At 63.8% G+C, this 16641-nt stretch carries 14 protein-coding genes; 5 read left to right on the top strand and 9 right to left on the bottom strand.

Features of this window, described 5'->3' with window-relative positions:
• Positions 1-262 precede the first annotated feature (262 nt).
• Positions 263-1012, top strand: coding sequence for a peptidoglycan-binding protein (locus AC20117_RS12040; RefSeq protein WP_074699530.1), 750 nt, complete (start codon positions 263-265; stop codon positions 1010-1012).
• 7 nt (positions 1013-1019) lie between these two features.
• Positions 1020-3575, top strand: a complete 2556-nt coding sequence (locus AC20117_RS12035; protein ID WP_236777290.1) for a hypothetical protein — start codon at positions 1020-1022, stop codon at positions 3573-3575.
• Between the two features lie 12 nt (positions 3576-3587).
• Here the strand turns inward: AC20117_RS12035 and AC20117_RS12030 are convergent, their stop codons facing one another.
• The 6 genes from AC20117_RS12030 to AC20117_RS12005 form a co-directional block, all read right to left on the bottom strand.
• On the bottom strand, positions 3588-3968 hold the full coding sequence (locus tag AC20117_RS12030) for a VOC family protein (RefSeq protein ID WP_074699532.1): 381 nt from the start codon (positions 3966-3968) through the stop codon (positions 3588-3590).
• A 31-nt stretch (positions 3969-3999) separates the two neighbouring features.
• Positions 4000-5247 carry an FAD-dependent monooxygenase gene (locus AC20117_RS12025; protein WP_074699533.1) on the bottom strand — a complete coding sequence of 416 codons (1248 nt, stop codon included), beginning with the start codon at positions 5245-5247 and terminating at the stop codon, positions 4000-4002.
• 126 nt (positions 5248-5373) lie between these two features.
• Complete coding sequence (locus AC20117_RS12020) at positions 5374-6354, bottom strand: ABC transporter substrate-binding protein (protein WP_074699534.1); 981 nt, start codon at positions 6352-6354, stop codon at positions 5374-5376.
• Between the two features lie 199 nt (positions 6355-6553).
• Entirely contained in the window at positions 6554-8266 is a 1713-nt protein-coding gene (locus tag AC20117_RS12015) for a 4-oxocyclohex-2-ene-1-carboxylate 5-dehydrogenase (RefSeq protein WP_074699535.1), read from the bottom strand.
• Between the two features lie 82 nt (positions 8267-8348).
• Entirely contained in the window at positions 8349-9098 is a 750-nt protein-coding gene (locus AC20117_RS12010) for a cis-4-hydroxycyclohexanecarboxylate dehydrogenase (RefSeq protein WP_211482281.1), read from the bottom strand.
• On the bottom strand, positions 9099-10046 hold the full coding sequence (locus AC20117_RS12005; RefSeq protein ID WP_101632590.1) for an alpha/beta hydrolase: 948 nt from the start codon (positions 10044-10046) through the stop codon (positions 9099-9101).
• Positions 10047-10080: 34 nt separating this feature from the next.
• On the opposite strand from AC20117_RS12005, the gene AC20117_RS12000 reads away from it, so the two are divergent.
• Complete coding sequence (locus AC20117_RS12000) at positions 10081-10842, top strand: IclR family transcriptional regulator (RefSeq protein WP_074699536.1); 762 nt, start codon at positions 10081-10083, stop codon at positions 10840-10842.
• A gap of 40 nt (positions 10843-10882) precedes the next feature.
• Here the strand turns inward: AC20117_RS12000 and AC20117_RS11995 are convergent, their stop codons facing one another.
• Positions 10883-12592 carry a flavin-containing monooxygenase gene (locus AC20117_RS11995; RefSeq protein ID WP_074699537.1) on the bottom strand — a complete coding sequence of 570 codons (1710 nt, stop codon included), beginning with the start codon at positions 12590-12592 and terminating at the stop codon, positions 10883-10885.
• Between the two features lie 230 nt (positions 12593-12822).
• On the opposite strand from AC20117_RS11995, the gene AC20117_RS11990 reads away from it, so the two are divergent.
• Positions 12823-13359 (top strand): flavin reductase family protein, encoded by a 537-nt coding sequence (locus AC20117_RS11990; RefSeq protein ID WP_418202218.1) that lies wholly within the window; start codon positions 12823-12825, stop codon positions 13357-13359.
• A gap of 70 nt (positions 13360-13429) precedes the next feature.
• On the opposite strand, the gene AC20117_RS11985 is transcribed toward AC20117_RS11990, so the two are convergent.
• On the bottom strand, positions 13430-14806 hold the full coding sequence (locus tag AC20117_RS11985; protein ID WP_074699539.1) for an SLC13 family permease: 1377 nt from the start codon (positions 14804-14806) through the stop codon (positions 13430-13432).
• Between the two features lie 12 nt (positions 14807-14818).
• Entirely contained in the window at positions 14819-15637 is an 819-nt protein-coding gene (locus AC20117_RS11980; RefSeq protein ID WP_074699540.1) for a maleate cis-trans isomerase family protein, read from the bottom strand.
• Between the two features lie 188 nt (positions 15638-15825).
• On the opposite strand from AC20117_RS11980, the gene AC20117_RS11975 reads away from it, so the two are divergent.
• Entirely contained in the window at positions 15826-16611 is a 786-nt protein-coding gene (locus tag AC20117_RS11975; protein WP_074699541.1) for an IclR family transcriptional regulator, read from the top strand.
• Positions 16612-16641 lie beyond the last annotated feature (30 nt).

Raw genomic sequence — 16641 nt, 5'->3', positions numbered from 1 at the left:
CGAGAGTGTCGAGCTTAAGCCGGCGAACACAAGCGCCATCGTAAATCCTAGATAGGGCGAAGCCTGCCAATGGGGCCGCCGCGATCGTGGCGTTATCGCGGTGGCCCCACACAATTTCTGCCTGTGCTGCCACAATGGAAGGATTCATCAGTATGCTTCCAATAATTAGGGCTCGGGCATCTCCGGGCTATTTAGCAGGAATCGGCATGTTTGGGCCAGTGGCCGGAACGGATGGCGCTTTGCGCCGGAGACGGAGATTTTGATGAGCAATGAACAGGACCTCACCCCGCTGTCGCCGGAGGAACTCGAATCCCAGTCCGGCACCGCACTGCCGGATAAGGAAGTCGCGTCCATTCTCGATCTGAATGCGGATCTCGACTTGGCCATCGATGCAGCCGCGCCGATTGATCTGGCCGTGGCGGCTAACGCCAACGTAGCGGCGCCGATTGATGCCGCTGCCTCGGCCAACATTCTTTCGTCCGGCTCCACCTCGCAGGCGCTCTCCGATCAGGGCGTCATCATCGACCAGGGCATCACGGCCGATGCAACCGCCGAATCCACGCAGGACAGCACCATCGACCAAAGCAACGACACGGTGGAGGGCGCCGACACAACTGCGGGCTCCGCTGCAGGAACGGACGCCGCCGTCGGCGATGCTGCGCCCTTGCAGGAGGGCGTCAGCGCACAGGAAGCCACTGACCCGGCGCTACTGCCCGACGGCACGCTGCCCGATGCCGGATCCATCACCGAGGACCTTGGGCCCACGCTTGACGGGAACCTGCTCAATGTAAACGTGGATTTGGCCGCGGACGCCGACATTGCTGCCCCCATTAACGGCGCTGTTGCTGCCAACGCCAACGTTGCCGCGCCCATCGACGCCGCGGTGGCCGCCAACATCGGCTCGGTGGACAGCGAGGCGACCGCGGTGGCGCAGCAGGACGCCATCATCAACCAGCAGATCGACGGTGCCGCCGAGGCCAGCGCCGACCAGCAGTCCGATCTCGAACAATAGTCCCTGAATGAGCATGAGTCCGAGCGGGCCGCCAGCCACGGGCGGCCCGCTGCCCGATGCCGCGTCCGCTGCACCCGCTTCCGTGGAAGTCCCGGCGCTGGCCGACGGCGTGCAGCTCCTCGGACCGGCACAGGGTTCCGGCTACCGGGAGCCGCCCGCACTGGTCCGGCGCGCAGACGGCCAGACCATCCAGCTCACTCCCCTGCTGTACGCGGTTCTGGCGGGAGTGGACGGCTCCCGCAGCCTCAAGCAGGTCGCTGAACATGCCAGCGCCCGGAGCGGCAGGCTGATCACTGCCGGCAACGTGCAGACCCTGATTGAGAAGCAGCTGCTGCCGCTGGGACTACTGCGGCTGGCGGACGGCACACAGCCCGAAGTCAGGAAAGCCAGTCCGCTGCTGGGCATGCGCTTCCGGTACACGGTCACCGATCCTGCACGGACCCGAAAGCTCACGGCTCCGTTCGCCGCGCTGTTCCATCCGCTGATCGCGCTGCCCGTAACAGCCGCCTTCCTTGTGGCGTGCTGGTGGGTGCTGCTGGTCAAGGGCCTTGGGTCGGCGACGCATGAAGCCTTCGCCAACCCCGGGCTGCTGCTCCTGGTTTTCGCCATCACCATCCTCTCGGCCGGCTTCCACGAGTTCGGCCATGCCGCCGCGGCCCGTCGCGGCGGAGCAACCCCGGGCGCCATGGGCGTCGGTCTGTACCTGATCTGGCCTGCCTTCTATACCGACGTCACGGACTCCTACCGGCTCGGACGCGGCGGTCGGATCCGCACGGATCTGGGCGGCCTGTATTTCAACGCCATCGTCGTGGTGGGCACGATGGGCATCTGGTGGCTCACCGGTTTCGACGCGCTGCTGCTGGTGGTGGTGACCCAGATACTGCAGATGGTGCGCCAACTGCTGCCCCTGGTCCGATTCGACGGCTACCACATCCTCGCCGACGCGACCGGGGTTCCCGACCTGTTCCAGCGGATCAAGCCCACGTTGATCGGGCTGCTGCCCTGGCGCTGGTCCGACCCCGAGCCCAAGCTGCTCAAACCGTGGGCCAGGGCCGTCGTGACCGTGTGGGTCCTGGTCACGGTTCCGCTGCTCCTGTTCTGCCTGGTCATGATGGTGGTCTCGCTTCCCCGGGTCCTGGGCACGGCCTGGGCCAGCGTCCTGGAACAACAGCGGCTGCTGGCGGAGGCCGGCTCCGACGGCGACCTGGCTGGCATGGCCGTGCGGGTGCTGGCCATCACCGCCGTCGCACTTCCCATCCTCGGCATCGCCTACATCCTGCTGCGCCTGGCCCGGCAGCTCGCCACCGCGGTCTGGACGAAAACCCGTGGCCGGCCGTTTCGGCGCGCTACCGCCATTGCCGCCGCGGCTGCCGTTCTCGCCGGTCTTGCCTGGGCCTGGTGGCCCGACGATGGAGCCTACCGCCCGGTCCAGCCCTATGAACGCGGAACCCTGTTAGATGCAACCGCTTCCCTCACCCCGGCTTCCTCCGCCGGACTTACCGAGGGTCGGGCAGGCCAAACTGTCACGGCCTGGGCGTCCGGTACTGACCTCCCCACCGCGGAGAATCCGCAACTGGCGATGGTCCTCGTTCCCCGCAACAACGAGGCCGGGGGGACAGAGACCGGCACCGCGGAAACCAGTGAAGATCAAGCGAACGACGGCGGCTCTGACGCCACCGTTGTTGAACCTGCCGTCGCAGATGCGCCCCCGGCCTGGGTCTTCCCCTTCGACAAACCGCTGGCTCCCGAGGAAGACGGCAACCAGGCCCTTGCCGTCAACACCGAGGACGGATCGGTTGTTTACGACGTCGCATTCGCCCTGGTCTGGGCCGATGACGGGCCGGTGGATACCACCAACGAGGCCTACGCCTTTGCCTCCTGCCGCGACTGCACCGCCGTCGCCGTCGGATTCCAAGTTGTCCTGGTCCTGGGGCAGGCCGACGTTGTGGTGCCGCAAAACCTTTCGGCAGCGGCCAACTACAACTGCGTCGAATGCCTCACCTACGCCCTGGCCAGCCAGCTTGTCCTCACCCTTGACGGTCCGTTGAGCGATGCAGGTATGGATGAGCTCGCGGCGCTGTGGGAGGAGATAGCCGCCTACGGCCGGTCGCTCGAGGATGTTCCCCTGGACCAGATCCAAGGCCGCCTGAACGACTACAAGGCGCGCATTCTCGGCATCATAGAAAAGGACGTTGCCACCAGCGGCGGGAGCAGCAGCACTGAAGCGGAATCCGATGCTGACACAGAGGTAGAGCCAGACACTGAGCCCACTCCGGGGCAAGACTCAGACGGTGAGCCTCAGGAGGCGCCGGGATCCACCAATCCGCCGCCTGAGCCTGGCACCTCTGACCCGACGTCGTCGTCAGATGCAATACCTCCGTCGGACCCAGAGAACGAGCCTCAACCAGCACCCGCACAAGAGCCTAGCGGCGAACCGGAGCCCGGAACGGCTACTTCTCCCCCGGCGCCGATAACCACCAGCACGCCGCAACCCGCACCTGCACCAGAGCAGGAGCCCGCGCCGGCTCCAGCTGATGAACCGGCACCGGCGCCGACCGGATAGCGCTGGAAAGTCTCAGTCCGGACAGACGACGGTGAGGCAAAAGGGATGTCCTACGGGATCGACGAGCACGCGCCACTGGTTGGGAGCGGGCTGGTGCTCCGCCTCCGTGGCGCCCAAGGCAATTGCACTCGCGACGGCGGGCTCCAGTTCGCTGACGGCAACGTCCAGGTGGAATTGCTGGTGCTGCGGACCTTCCGGCCAGGAGGGTGGAGCATAGCTGTCGACCCGCATCAACGTGAGCATGGGGCCTGCTCCAGAGAGTGCGACGACGCCGCGGTCCGGAGTGGCGAATGCTTCCTCAAGGCCCAGAAGGCGCGAGTAGAAGGTTGCGAGTTGGTCGGTGTCCGAGCAGTCGAGCGAGATTGATGCGAGTTGTCCTACGCGTTCTGTCATGACCACAAACTAGCAGGCCGGCACCGCCTGTTCAGTCCAGCTCCGGGCCCGGTGCGATCGCGGCATATGCTTCCTTGCCCCGCAGTTCGGCGTCGTAGCCGTAAAGCCAGCCATTCTTGACCAGTGGATCGCCCTGAGCCAGGGCGGCGTCGCGCTCCTGCTGGGCAGGACCGTCCGGCAGGTGGTTGATGTCCTTGCGGGCGTGGCTGAGTTGCTGGATCTTGGTGGTCCGTTCGATGCGCAGTTGTTCGTAGGCCTTCAGCGCACTTGCCGGGCTATCCGGATCCGCTGCCAGGCATTGGGCCAGAACAGCGGCATCCTCAATGGCTTGGGCGGCACCTTGGGCGAAGAACGGGAACATCGGATGGGCCGCATCGCCGAGCAGCGTGATCCGGCCGTGCGACCACTGCTTCAACGGGGCGCGGTCCAGCAGTGCCCATCGCCCGGGTGTGCCCCCGGCTCGAATGAGGTCTGTCAGCCGTGGATCCCAGCCGGCGAACTCAGCGAGAAACTCTTCGATGGTCGCCTTTGTACTCCATGATTCCTCGGTAAAATCGCCAGCCGGGCCAAAGGCGACGAGGTTGACGGCTTTGCCGCCTGAGATCGGGTAGTGCACCAGATGATGGTCCGGTCCGATCCACAGCGTCTGTGCGGGGCAGCGGGCAAACTCGGGGGCGGCCTCAGCCGGCACGATCGCACGGTACGCGCACATGCCGGAGTACTCGGGTGGTTCGGCTTGAGCGATGGTGCCTCGGACGACTGAATGCACGCCGTCTGCGCCAATAACAACATCGGCACTGAAGACAGTGCCGTCGTCGAACTTTAGCTCCGCACCAGCTGAATGCTGCGTGACGTCAATGCACCGCTTGCCCAGACGAAGCCACTCCTCAGGTACTGCCGCTGTTAGAGCTCTGAGGAGGTCTGCCCGGTGTGCCACGTAAGTGCGTTCACCGTACAGGTCCTCACATCGAGCGGTGAGCTGTTCAGCCGATAGGACCTCGCCGTTTTCCCAGCGACGGAACTCCCAGCCCACCTCAAGCGGGACCGCTTCCTCCAAGAATGAGTCGAGGTGGCCGAGCCTGCGGATCAGGCGCATTGCGTTGGGCGAGACAACCAGGCCGGCGCCCACTTCGCCGAGGGCCGGAGCCTGCTCGAACACAATCGCGTGCAGGCCTGCCCTATGCAGGAAAGCGGCCGCTGCGAGTCCGCCGATGCCGCCGCCAAGTACGGCGATGCGCGGTCCACTTGGTGTACTGCCAAGCTGGGGTGACAGATTCATCGAAGCACGTCCTCGGGGCTGATGGGCCGTTTCCGGCATCCCTGTTGCTGATGTCATTGGTCCCATGAGAGAAGGGTGCGCCGCCACCTTCGCAGCGGCAACGCACCCTTACTCGTTGTCAGGAGGCTACTGGACCTCGGCGACGAACTCCTCAAGGTCCACTGGCTTCTCAATGAGCCCTTGGTCCAGCATGATCTCGTTCAGATCCGAGAGCTTGCTGAAATCTGACTTCTCGGCGAAGGAGATGGGATTCAGCTTGGCCACCACTTCTTCGGGAATCTCGGTGAAGGTCAGCAGGGAGTCCTTGACGGCCTGCTCGTCATCCACGGCGATGGCCATGGCCTCGTCCATCGCGTCCACGAAGGCGGACACGGTCTTCGGGTTCTGCTCGGCGAAGTCCGTCCGCACGGCCCAGCCGGCCACCGGGACGTTCTCGGTAGGTCCTTCAAAGGCGCTGACCACGGGCGTGGCGCCGATGGTGCCGGTAGCAATGGTCACGAACGGCTCAACCAGCCAGGCGGCGTCCACCTGACCCTGTGCAAGCGCAGCTTCCATGTTGGGCGGCGGGATCTCCACAAACTTTGCGTCCGTGACGCCGTGGGATTCAAGGACCGCACGGGAGGTCAGCTCCATGATGTTGCCCAGGCCGTTGACGGCGATGGTCTTGCCGGCCAGGTCCTCGGGCTCCTTGATCCCGCTCTCCGGCGTCACATACAGCGCCTGCACACCGGGACGGTCATTCTCGCGGATGACCTGCAGCGGCAGCCCCTTGTCAGCCCCCTGCATCAAGGAGACATAGTTGCTGTACACCACGTCGATGTCACCGGCCACCATGCCCGGGATCAGGCCGGCACCGCCACCGGTGGAATCTGCCAGTTCCACGGTCAGCCCGTGGTTTTCGAAAATCCCCTGCTCGATGGCCATGTGCAGAGGGGCCAGCTCGGCGAAGGTCTGGGTGCCGACGACGATAGTCGCCTGTTCCGGTCCGTCACCAGTGCCGGCGGCGGGTGTGCCGGTTTCGCCGTCCGAGCCGCAGGCAGCAAGACCGGCGACCAATGCGGCCGCCATGCCGACGCCGGCCCACTTCTTCAGAGCCTTAACGCTCATGTTTCCTCCAAGTTTGTTCTTACCCGCGGATGCCACTGTGCATCTGCGGCCCCAACTGATGGCCACAAGGGCCGGACTTTGCTGTTCTGCGGAACTTCTTCCAGAGTGGGATCTCAAGCTCCGAGTACGAAGAGTGATTCCCGGTGACCGAGAATATTTGTGGCTCATGTCACTGCTGGCTACCATCTCCAAGCTGGATTCAGATGCGGGTGGCGCCGCGTTCTGCGGCGTGTTTGGCGATGTCGCGTCCGGCGCGGTAGCCGAAGACGAGGGCCGGGCCGATGTGGGAGCCGTAGCCGGGGTAGCCGCCACCGAAGACGGACACCGCGGCAGCGCCCACTGCATACAGTCCCGGCACAGCTTCGCCTGCCTCGGTCACTACTTCGGAGCGATCGTTGATGCCGAGCCCGGCGAAGGTACCGAGGTCACCCATCTGGATCTTCGCTGCATAGAACTTGCCCTCATCGAGTGGGGCCAGGTTCGGGTTGGGTTTGTGTTCCATGTCGCCGCGGAAGTTGTTGTACAGCGTGGAACCGCGGCCGAAGGCCGGGTCTTCGCCGGCATCGGCGCCCTTGTTGAAGTCCCGGATGGTGGCCTTCAGATTGTCGGCATCGACACCGATCTTCTGCGCCAGATCCGCCAGGGAGTCGCCCTTGACGAGGTAACCGGTCTTGTAGAAATAGCCGCGCGGCATTGGCCATGGTTTGGCGTAGCCGATACCGTATTTGTGCATGGTCTTCGCGTCGGCGATCACCCACGCAGAGGTCTCGGTCTGGCCCTTCATATGGGCAAGCATCTGTCCGCCGAAGTCGTGGTAGCTCAGCGCTTCGTTGCCGAACCGGTTGCCGTCGCGGTCCACCGCGATCAGCCCCGGGAGCCCGATGGCCCGCAGATGCGGGAACAATCGCTGCCTGCCGTTGAGGTACTTGAAAACCGTCACCGGGGCCCAGGACCCGACGGAGTAGACGGAGTCGTCGATGTATCCGCCGGCCTTACGGGCCAGAGTGACGGCATCGCCGCCGTGCCCGATGGTGGGCGTGAAGTGGTTGTCCCCGTTGGGATCATGCGGGAAGTACTGCCGGCGCAGTTCCTTGTTGCCGGAGAAACCGCCGGCCGCGAGGATGACGCCGAGTCTCGCGTGCACACGGCCGGCGTGTACGCCCCCGAGCGCCGCCCCGTCGACGACGCCGTCGTCGTTCTTGTGCAGGGAGAGCGCCGGGCTGTTCACCCATAGCCGCACGCCCAGGTCATCTGCGCTCTTGACCATTCGGGTCATCATCGAGTTTCCGTTCGAGCGCAGCACCGCTCGCTTATACCGGGCGGTGTCGATCCAGGTACGGAGCAGCTTCCTAGTTACGTAGGTGAAGGATTTAAGCGATTGGTTCACGTGGAAGAACTCGTTGATGTCCGGGCCGACCTGCGGCATGTAGCCGAACACGGTGTAGGAACTCATGTACGGCTGCATCAGCAGGCGCTTGTCCCCCAGAATGCGGGCGTCCACGTCCTGCGGGATGATCGCCCGCCCCGACATCCGCGCACCGGGCAAATCCATCTGGTAATCCGGGGCCTTTTCCGGGTAGACGAATTTGACCTCGGTCTCGTTCTCGAAGAACTCGAGGGTCTCCGGCACGGTGTCCAGGAACTGCTTCACCCCTGCCTCATTGAAGGTATCCGGGGCTAGGTTCCTCAAATAAGTCTCCGCCTCTTCGCGGGTATCGCCCTGGGCCACACCCTGCTTGTTGCCGGGAACCCACGCCCAGCCCGCGGAAATCGCGGTGGTCCCGCCAAGATACTGCTCCTTCTCGGCCACGATCACGCTCAGGCCCTGCTTCGCCGCCTTGATCGCTGCCGCCAGTCCGGCAACACCGGACCCGATGACAAGAACGTCGCATTGCACGGGCTTGCTGTTCATTACTGCTCCTATATTTGTAGCGGCAGGACGAATCTCGGGCAGACACCGCCACGATGGAATTGTCGTTTCCGCCGACTGGATGTCAGATTGCGGTGTAACCGCCGTCTGCATTAATGCAGGCGCCGGTGATGATAGATGACCTATCGCTCGCCAGGAACGCCACGACGTTGGCGATCTCCGCCGGCCGCGCCAGCCGTCCGATCGGCTGGCGGGTCAGCATCTGCGCGCGGGTTTCTATTGGCAAGGCGGCCACCAGCGGCGTGTCCACATAGCCCGGCGACACGCAATTGAAGCGGATGCCCTGCTGCGCGTACGTCAGCGCGGCGCTGCGGGTGAAATTAACGACGCCGGCCTTAGCGGCAGAATACGCCTGGCTATTGGCCTGGCCCACGTGAGCCAGAATCGACGCCATATTGATCACCGATCCACCGCCGCTTCGCACCATCTGGCCGGCAGCGTATTTATTGCAGACGGCCACTCCGGTCAGATCGATGTCGATGACCCTCCGCCAAGCCGCTAGGTCCAGTTCGTGTACCGGAGCCTTCTGCTCCGCGATGCCGGCGTTAGCCACCAGCACATCCAGGCTGCCGAAGGTAGCAAGAGCCGCATCCATCAGGACGGCAACGGAGGTTTCATCCGTCACGTCTGCCTGAACGAAATACGCGCGGCCGCCGTCGCAGTTGATGCTCGCGGACACACTTTCGGCCCGCCGGTCCACGTCCCCGATGACCACTGCAGCCCCCTCAGCCGCCAGAGTGCGCGCAATGGCTTCGCCGATGCCGGATGCGCCGCCCGTCACCACAGCTGTCTTTCCCTCAAGCAGCAGGTCCACTTACACGCCTTCCGTCCTGCTGATCGAGTTTCCGAAAACCACAGCGGCTCCAAGGTGCTTCCGCACGGCCTCACCGCCCAGCCGCAGCGCTTCCTCCGCTTGGTCGACCGCCCCCGCCAGCCCGACGAAGCCGTGGCACATGCCTTCGAACATCGTCAGCTCGACGGGCACGCCGTGCTCCTCTAACCTCCGGGCATAGGCCAGGCCTTCATCGCGCAGCGGATCGTGACCGGCCAGGATCATGATTGTGGGAGGCATTCCGGCCAGAGACTCGGCCCGCAGCGGGGAAACTTCCGCTGCCTGCCGTGCCGTCGCGTCCGGCACGTAATGGTCCCAGAACCAGCTCATCTCCGCCCCCGAGAACAGGGTGGGAACCGGAGGTTCCTCCAGATAGGACGGCCGGTTAGCGTCGCTGTCCGTCACTGGATACATCAACAGCTGGACGCAGATGCCCGCGGTGCTGCGCTCCTGAATCTTCCGCGCGGCGACTGTGGCCAGATTTCCGCCGGCGCTGTCTCCGGCCAGGGCGAGCGGTTCATCGGGGAACTGCTCCGCGGCCCACTCAATGGCATCGATGGCGTCGTTCAGGGCGGCCGGATAGGGGTTCTCCGGGGCCAGACTGTAGTCCACGCTGATCACGCGGGCTCCACTGTGGAAGGCGAGTTCGCGGGCCACATTGTCGAAGCTGTCCAACGTGCCCATCACCCAGCCGCCGCCATGGAAATAGACAAGAGTGCCTGCCCCATCCGCCTCGGAGAGGTAGACGCGGACTGGGACCGTCCCGCCCGAGGTGGGAACGGCCTCGTCGTAAATCCGGTGAAGCTCACGGCCCGGAACCTGCTTCCGTGCGGCCAGCTGGGCACGTGCTTGCTCCGGTGTTCCTTCGCTGACGGGCCGGCGGCCTGCTTCCAGCATCGAGGCCAGCAGGGCCTGCAGTTTGCTATCCATCTTCGGTCTTCCTCCTGTGTGCCACCATGATGTTGTGAAGAGAACCACGCCGGGCGAAACCGGGCTGAGCCGGATCGTGAAGGTCCTTGAAGCGTTCGACAAAGGCAAGTCCACGCTGACGCCTGCCGAGATTGTCCGGCGGACCGGGCTGCCCGCGGCCAGCACCTATCGTCTGGTCAACGAGCTGATCGACGTGGGCTTCCTGGACAAGTCCGACGGCGGCGTCCAGACCGGAGTACGTTTGTGGGAGCTGGCCTCGCGCGAGTCCAAGACATTGAGCCTGCGAAATACAGCACTGCCCTTCATGGAGGACCTGCAGGACGCCATCCGCCAGCACACCCAACTCTCCGTCATGGACGGTACGGACATTCTCTACATTGAACGACTGTCCGCTCCTGACGCCGTCGTCAACATCACCAGGATTGCCGGCAGGCTGCCTGCCGTGGTCGCCTCCCCCGGCCTGGTCATGGCCGCGTTCGGAAACCGTGAACTGCAGGAAGCCATCCTGGCCGCCGAGCTGCCGCAATACACCCGCTTCACACCGTCCACTACAGCTGATTTCCGCCGGATCTTCGCGGAGATCCGGCGCCAAGGCTACGCGCGGATGGACGGCTGGATCGACGAAGGCGTCTCCGGCATCGCCATGCCGGTCCGCGACGCCGAGGGCGACGTAATTGCAGCGCTCTCCGTGCTGCTGCCCAACGACGGCAAGACGCCCAGGATGGCACTGCCTGCCGTGCAGATAGCGGCCGCCGGAATCTCCCGGGCCCTGGGCTGGTCCCCGTCCCACCACTAGCCGACGCTTCCTCGCTACAAACAACGGCGGCGGTTCCTGGCTAGGCACGAGCTGCCGCCTTTTCCTCCTGCCCTGCCGCGTGGACCTGGTTGGCGAGCTCGACGGGCTCAGTGGGTTCGGATCCGCTCTCCCTGCCGTCGAGCAGAAAGCCGGTGTATCCGGCCTGGGCCAGTGCGGTAATCCGGTTCCAATAATTTCCTACGCCACCGACGTACGGCATGAAAACCACCGGCTTGCCCGGGATGTTGGCGCCGTAGAACCACGTTGCCTTCGAGTCGCGGTAAAGGGTTTTGTTGGCCACCTCGTTCACGTGCCGGACCCATTCGGCCTCCGCTTCCGGGCTCGCCTCGATGGTGTCAAACCCGTTGCCGTCCAGATGGGCGATGGCGTCCGCAATCCACTCCACGTGCTGCTCGATGGAGGTGACCATGTTACTGAATACCGAGGGGCTGCCGGGGCCGGCGATGATGAACATATTGGGGAATCCACTAACAGTCAGGCCGAGGTAGGTCTGCGGTCCAGCGGCCCAGTGGTCGCGCAACTGTCGTCCGTCCCGACCCACCGGATTGAGCCGGTTTAGGGCGCCGGTCATTGCATCGAAACCGGTAGCAAAGACGAGGACATCGACGTCGTAATCAGCGTCCGCGGTACGCACTCCTGTGGCGGTAATCCGATCGATCGGCGACTCCCTGACGTTGACCAGCGTGACATTTTCCCGGTTGAACGTCTCGTAGTAGCCGGTGCCGGAGCACAACCGCTTGGTACCGATCGGCAGGTGGCGAGGGGAAAGAGCTTCAGCGGTTTGCGGGTCGGCAACGATGCTGCGGATCTTCCCGCGGACAAACTCGGAGGCCTCGTCGTTGACTTCCTTGTCCACCAGAATGTCCTTGAACGCGCGCATCATATACAGGCCGCCCAGGTCCCAGCGGTTCTCGAGTTCAGCCAGCCGTTCCGCCGCCGAAACTTCCTTGCCGGACTTCGGGTTGGTGACCTGGTTGTGCCCGAAGCCCGACTGGCGCGCGAACGCGCGGCGCTCCGGATAGGTGGCCTTCCATTCCTGTTCCACTTCCGGCCTGATCGGATAGTTCTGCGCGGGCATGCAGAAGTTGGGTGTCCGTTGGAATACCAGCAGCTCATCGGCCTGGTCCGCCAGAATGGGAATCATCTGCGTTCCGGACGAGCCCGTGCCGATCACACCGACACGCTTGCCGCGAACGTCCACGCCCTCATGCGGCCAGTCCCCTGAGTGATACCACTCTCCCTGGAAGTCCTCCAGACCCGTGGTGGACGGGACCTGGGGAACGGACAAGACGCCCGTAGCCATCACCGCGAACCGTGATTCGAAGTGCTCACCTGCGTCGGTGCCGACGGTCCACGTGTTCGTAGCATCGTCGAAAACCGCTGAAGTGACTTTGGTATCCAACTGGATGTGCTCGCGCAGGTCGAACCGGTCCGCCACGTGGTTGATGTAGCGCAGGATCTCCGGCTGCGAGGCATACCGTTCGGTCCAGCTCCAATCCTGCTGCAGTTCATTGTCGAAGGAGTAGGAATAGTCCAGCGATTCAATATCGCACCGGGCACCGGGATAGCGATTGTGGTACCAGGTGCCGCCGATTCCGCTGCCAGCCTCGAGTACACGGACCGACAATCCTTGGTTCCGCAGCTTGTAAAGGGCGTAAACACCGGCCAGGCCAGCGCCCACTACCACTGCGTCGTACTTTTGTGGGTTGGTTTGCGCAGCGTTCTGCATGATGACTCCTTCAGCGAGACTGTCGAATGACTTGCCTCCACTATCCGAAGTTAGAGACCAGCACCACAGGGAGATTCTCAGTGACCGGGAGTCCGATCTGGTTTGCACCAAGCCTCATCTGCGGTAGCTATCGTGGAGTTATGCGCACGGACTTTAGCCCTGAAGAAATATCGTCACGCGATTTCTACCGCTTGTTGACCGCTGTGGTGGTCCCCCGGCCGATTGCTTGGGTGTCGAGTACATCGCCGGAGGGCGTGGACAATTTGGCACCGCATTCGTTCTTCACCGTTGCCTCGGTGAATCCGCCGATTGTCCAGTTCACGTCCGTGGGCGAAAAGGATTCACTGCGCAACATCCGGGCCTCGGAGGAATTCGTGGTCCATCTGACCCCCGCCCATCTGATGGCCGAGGTCAACGCGACAGGAACCAACTTCCCGCCCGACGTCAGCGAGTTCGACGCCGCGGGGCTGACGCGTGAGCCGAGCTTCACGGTGAAGCCGCCCCGGGTCAAGGAATCGCCGGTGGCGTTGGAATGCAAGCTCCACCAGTTGATGCCGATGGGCGACTGCACGCTGGTTTTCGGCGTCGTCACCCATGCTGTGGTGACGACAGATGTTCTGGACGGAATGCACCCGCGGATAGACCAGCTCGCGCCGCTGTCCCGGTTGGGCCTGGACGAATGGGGAACCATGGGCGAGGTGCGGGAGATCAAACGGATACGCAAGGCGGACTGGCCCGGGCACTTCCGTCCCGGCTCCGCGCTCTAGGAACGACGGCGAAAGGGCGTCCGGGTCTGATCCGGACGCCCTCCCCTTTTTATGCGGCTTCTTATACGGCCTAACCGATGCCGAGCTGGACGAAGATGAACCACACCAGCAGTGGCACGACCACGATCATGGCGATGGCCCACAGCAGCAGTGCGCGGAAGAACATGCGCTCGTCCTTCGGCTGGGCACTAGCCATAAGCAATGCACCGCTGGTGGACATCGGGCTCACATCCACCACCGAGGAGCTGATCGCAATTGCGGTGACAACACCGATGGGCGTAAGCATCGGATCAAGTGCGATAGGAGTAACGATGGGACTGATGACTCCCAGTGTGCCGGTGGTTGAAGCGAACGCCGAGACGATGCCGACCACGTAGCTGGTAATCAGGGCAGCAACGCTGCTGTTGCCCAGGCCGGCGATTCCTGCCTGGAGCTCTTCCAAGGCGCCCATTTCCTCCAGCATACCCACGTAGGTCACGATGCCCGTGACCAGGATGATGGCCGACCAGGGCATACTCTCGACGGCGGGCTTCTGTACGCCGGGATTGACAACGATCAGGGCCAGGGCGACAACCAGGGAAGCTACGCCGACGTCGAGCCCGAAGACGGTGGTCAGGACCAGCAGTGCGCCGATTCCGGCCAGCGTCAGGATCCGGATAGGCGTTGCAGCAACTTTTTCAGGACGTCCGGCTGCAGGGGTCACAACGCCGGTGGGTGCCGGTGCCGTCAAGACAGCAGTTCCGGTACCCGATCCGGACGGGAGTGCACCTCCAGTCGACCCGGCATCCCCGGGTGCAGGGGTCAGGCTTGTTTCCGATCCGGAGTCTCCCGCCCGGGCAGCGCGCTTCTTCATGATCCTTTCGATCAGCAGATACGCGATGACTGCCAGTACCGCGTTGAACAGGAAGCAGTACACGTAGAGTTTGAGCGAATCCTCTGCGGCGCCGGCGTCGTCGAGCATGACGTTGCCGAGAACGCCGAAGGGATTCACCGGCGAAAAGGCACCGGCGTTGGCGCCCTGGACAATAACAAGACCCATCGACAGGGTGCTGATGCCGAACCTGGACCCGAGCGCCAGCCCCACCGGAGCAACGATGGCGATGGCCGCCGGGGTAAATGCACCCGCTGATGCCAGGGCGGCGGTCAGCAGGAACATCAGGACCGGGACCAGGAACCTTCTGTTTCCGGCGAGCAACTCTGCCCAATAGGCCAGCAGGTCGATGGTTCCATTGATCCGGACGATCGCGAAGAGCAGTGTTGCCCCGACCAGGATAAAGAAGAGCCCCGCGGGGAACTGCGCGATGACGTCCTTGACCGACAGGCCCGCCACCAGCGTACCGACGCCGAAGGCGGCAACGGTCGCGATGAGACCGGCGTTGATGCGGGTGAAGGAGCCGATGGCAAATGCGCCGATGAGGACGGCGAATGCAATGAGTGACAATGACATGGCGGATACCGTTTAGATCTGTGCGGGGACTTTGACACCTGCACCTGACAGCAGGCTGCCGGCACCGGTGATGGCGGGCGCGTGGCCCAGTGACTTGAGAATCTCGTAGGCGGTCGCCGTCGCGGCGGTGATGACCGGCAGTCCGAGCTCGTCTTCGACGGCCTGCACGGCCGGCAGTGACGGCATCTGCACGCAGGCAGACAGCACAATCGCGTCGGCGCCGTCGCGCTTCAGGTTCCGTGCGATCTCCGGCAGGTTCTGCGGATCCAGGCAACCGACGGCGAGGTTGTCGGCGACCTCGAGGCTGACGGCGTCGAGAACGGTAATGCCTGCGCCCTCGATGTACTCGCGGACCATCTGGGTCAGCGGCTTCATGTAGGGCGTGACCATGGCGACTTTTTCAACGCCCATCTCCTGCAGAGTGCGGACCAGTGCGCCGGCGCTGCTGGTGACTGCTGCCGGGTGCCCGTTGTCCTCTGCCGCCTGGGCGATGGTCGCTTCGGAACCGACATGGGCGTTCGTGCCCTGCGCCATCACGGCAACCAGACAGGCGTAGGCAATGGCATCCACGTCGGCGTCGGAGACAGCCGCGGCGCAATCCGCAGCCTTGCCCACCATGGCCAGCAGTTCTTCCTTGTTCACGTTCTTCATGCCGGCACGGGCGGAGTGGAACGTGTATTTGTGGCCGGTGGCTTCGGTCTGCCGGCGGAACAGTTCGGGCAGTTCGGTCTCCATGGTGGTGTTGGAGCTGGGAACGATGAGTCCGATGCGGGACAGGCCGCTTTGCTTCGGGGCGGGAACGGCTTCACAAGCGATGTCAGGGGTGCTCACAGGTTTCTCCACGCTGCTAGTACTTTCAGAAAACCCACTTCGTGGGATCGGAAACCATGATGCGGGTTCATCGGTAGAGATGTCAACTGGGTCACATTCATCGCAGCCGACCTGGGCTCGAAGAATCACTTGCACTGTGAGCGATAAGATGGCCAGCATTTGGCAGAGAACTGTGCAGGGCAAGGGACATGAGCGTGACAGCGGACAGCAACAAGGGATCGGCGCCGATTCTGGTGCTCCACAAAGTGACGGAGATTCTGAACTGCTTCTCCATCGAGGCACCGGAACCCACACTGCAGGAGATCATCCGCAAGACGGGCCTGCCGTCGAGCACCTGCCAGCGGCTCGTCCAGAACATGGTGCGCGAGGGATTCCTCGATCGAGACGGCGACAGATATCGGATCGGGATCGGCCTGGTGAGGTGGGCAACGCCCGGAACCTTGGGGCTCGACGTCGTTCGCCTGGTCAAACCCATACTCCAGCAGCTCCGTGACGAAACCGGGGAAAGCGCCTGCTTCTACGTCCGAGACGGCGCCTTCCGCACCATCGTTGCAGTGGCCGAGACACGCCATGTGGTGATGCGCCCGTTCCTCGTCGGCCAGGTCATGCCGATTCACGCCGGAGCCCCGGGGAAGGTTTTCCTGGCCTATGATCCCGAAGCCCGTGACGCGATCACTGGGTCGGAGCTGGCCAAGTTCACATCGGCAACCCCCGACAGCCTCGACAAACTGGACAGCCAGAGCCGGGAAACACGTGAACGAGGCTACGCCGCAGCATTCGGCGAACGCCACGACGACGTGGGTTCAATCAGCGCACCCGTTTTCGACCACACAGGGCACCTGGCCGGGGCGCTGGGGCTAGGCTTCCCAACGCAGCGGGTCGGGCCCGGCGATGTCGAGCGGCTAGGCCCGGTGGTAGCGAAGGCCGCAGAGGCTGCGAGCCACGCCCTCGGTTACGACCCGAAGCCCGCCTGAAGGAAACAGAACGGCCCTGCCCTCTTCGGC

The organism is Arthrobacter crystallopoietes (assembly GCF_002849715.1).
Classification (GTDB): Bacteria; Actinomycetota; Actinomycetes; order Actinomycetales; family Micrococcaceae; genus Crystallibacter; species Crystallibacter crystallopoietes.
Note: the sequence above shows the minus strand (reverse complement) of the source record. Positions and strands in the feature narration are given on the sequence as shown.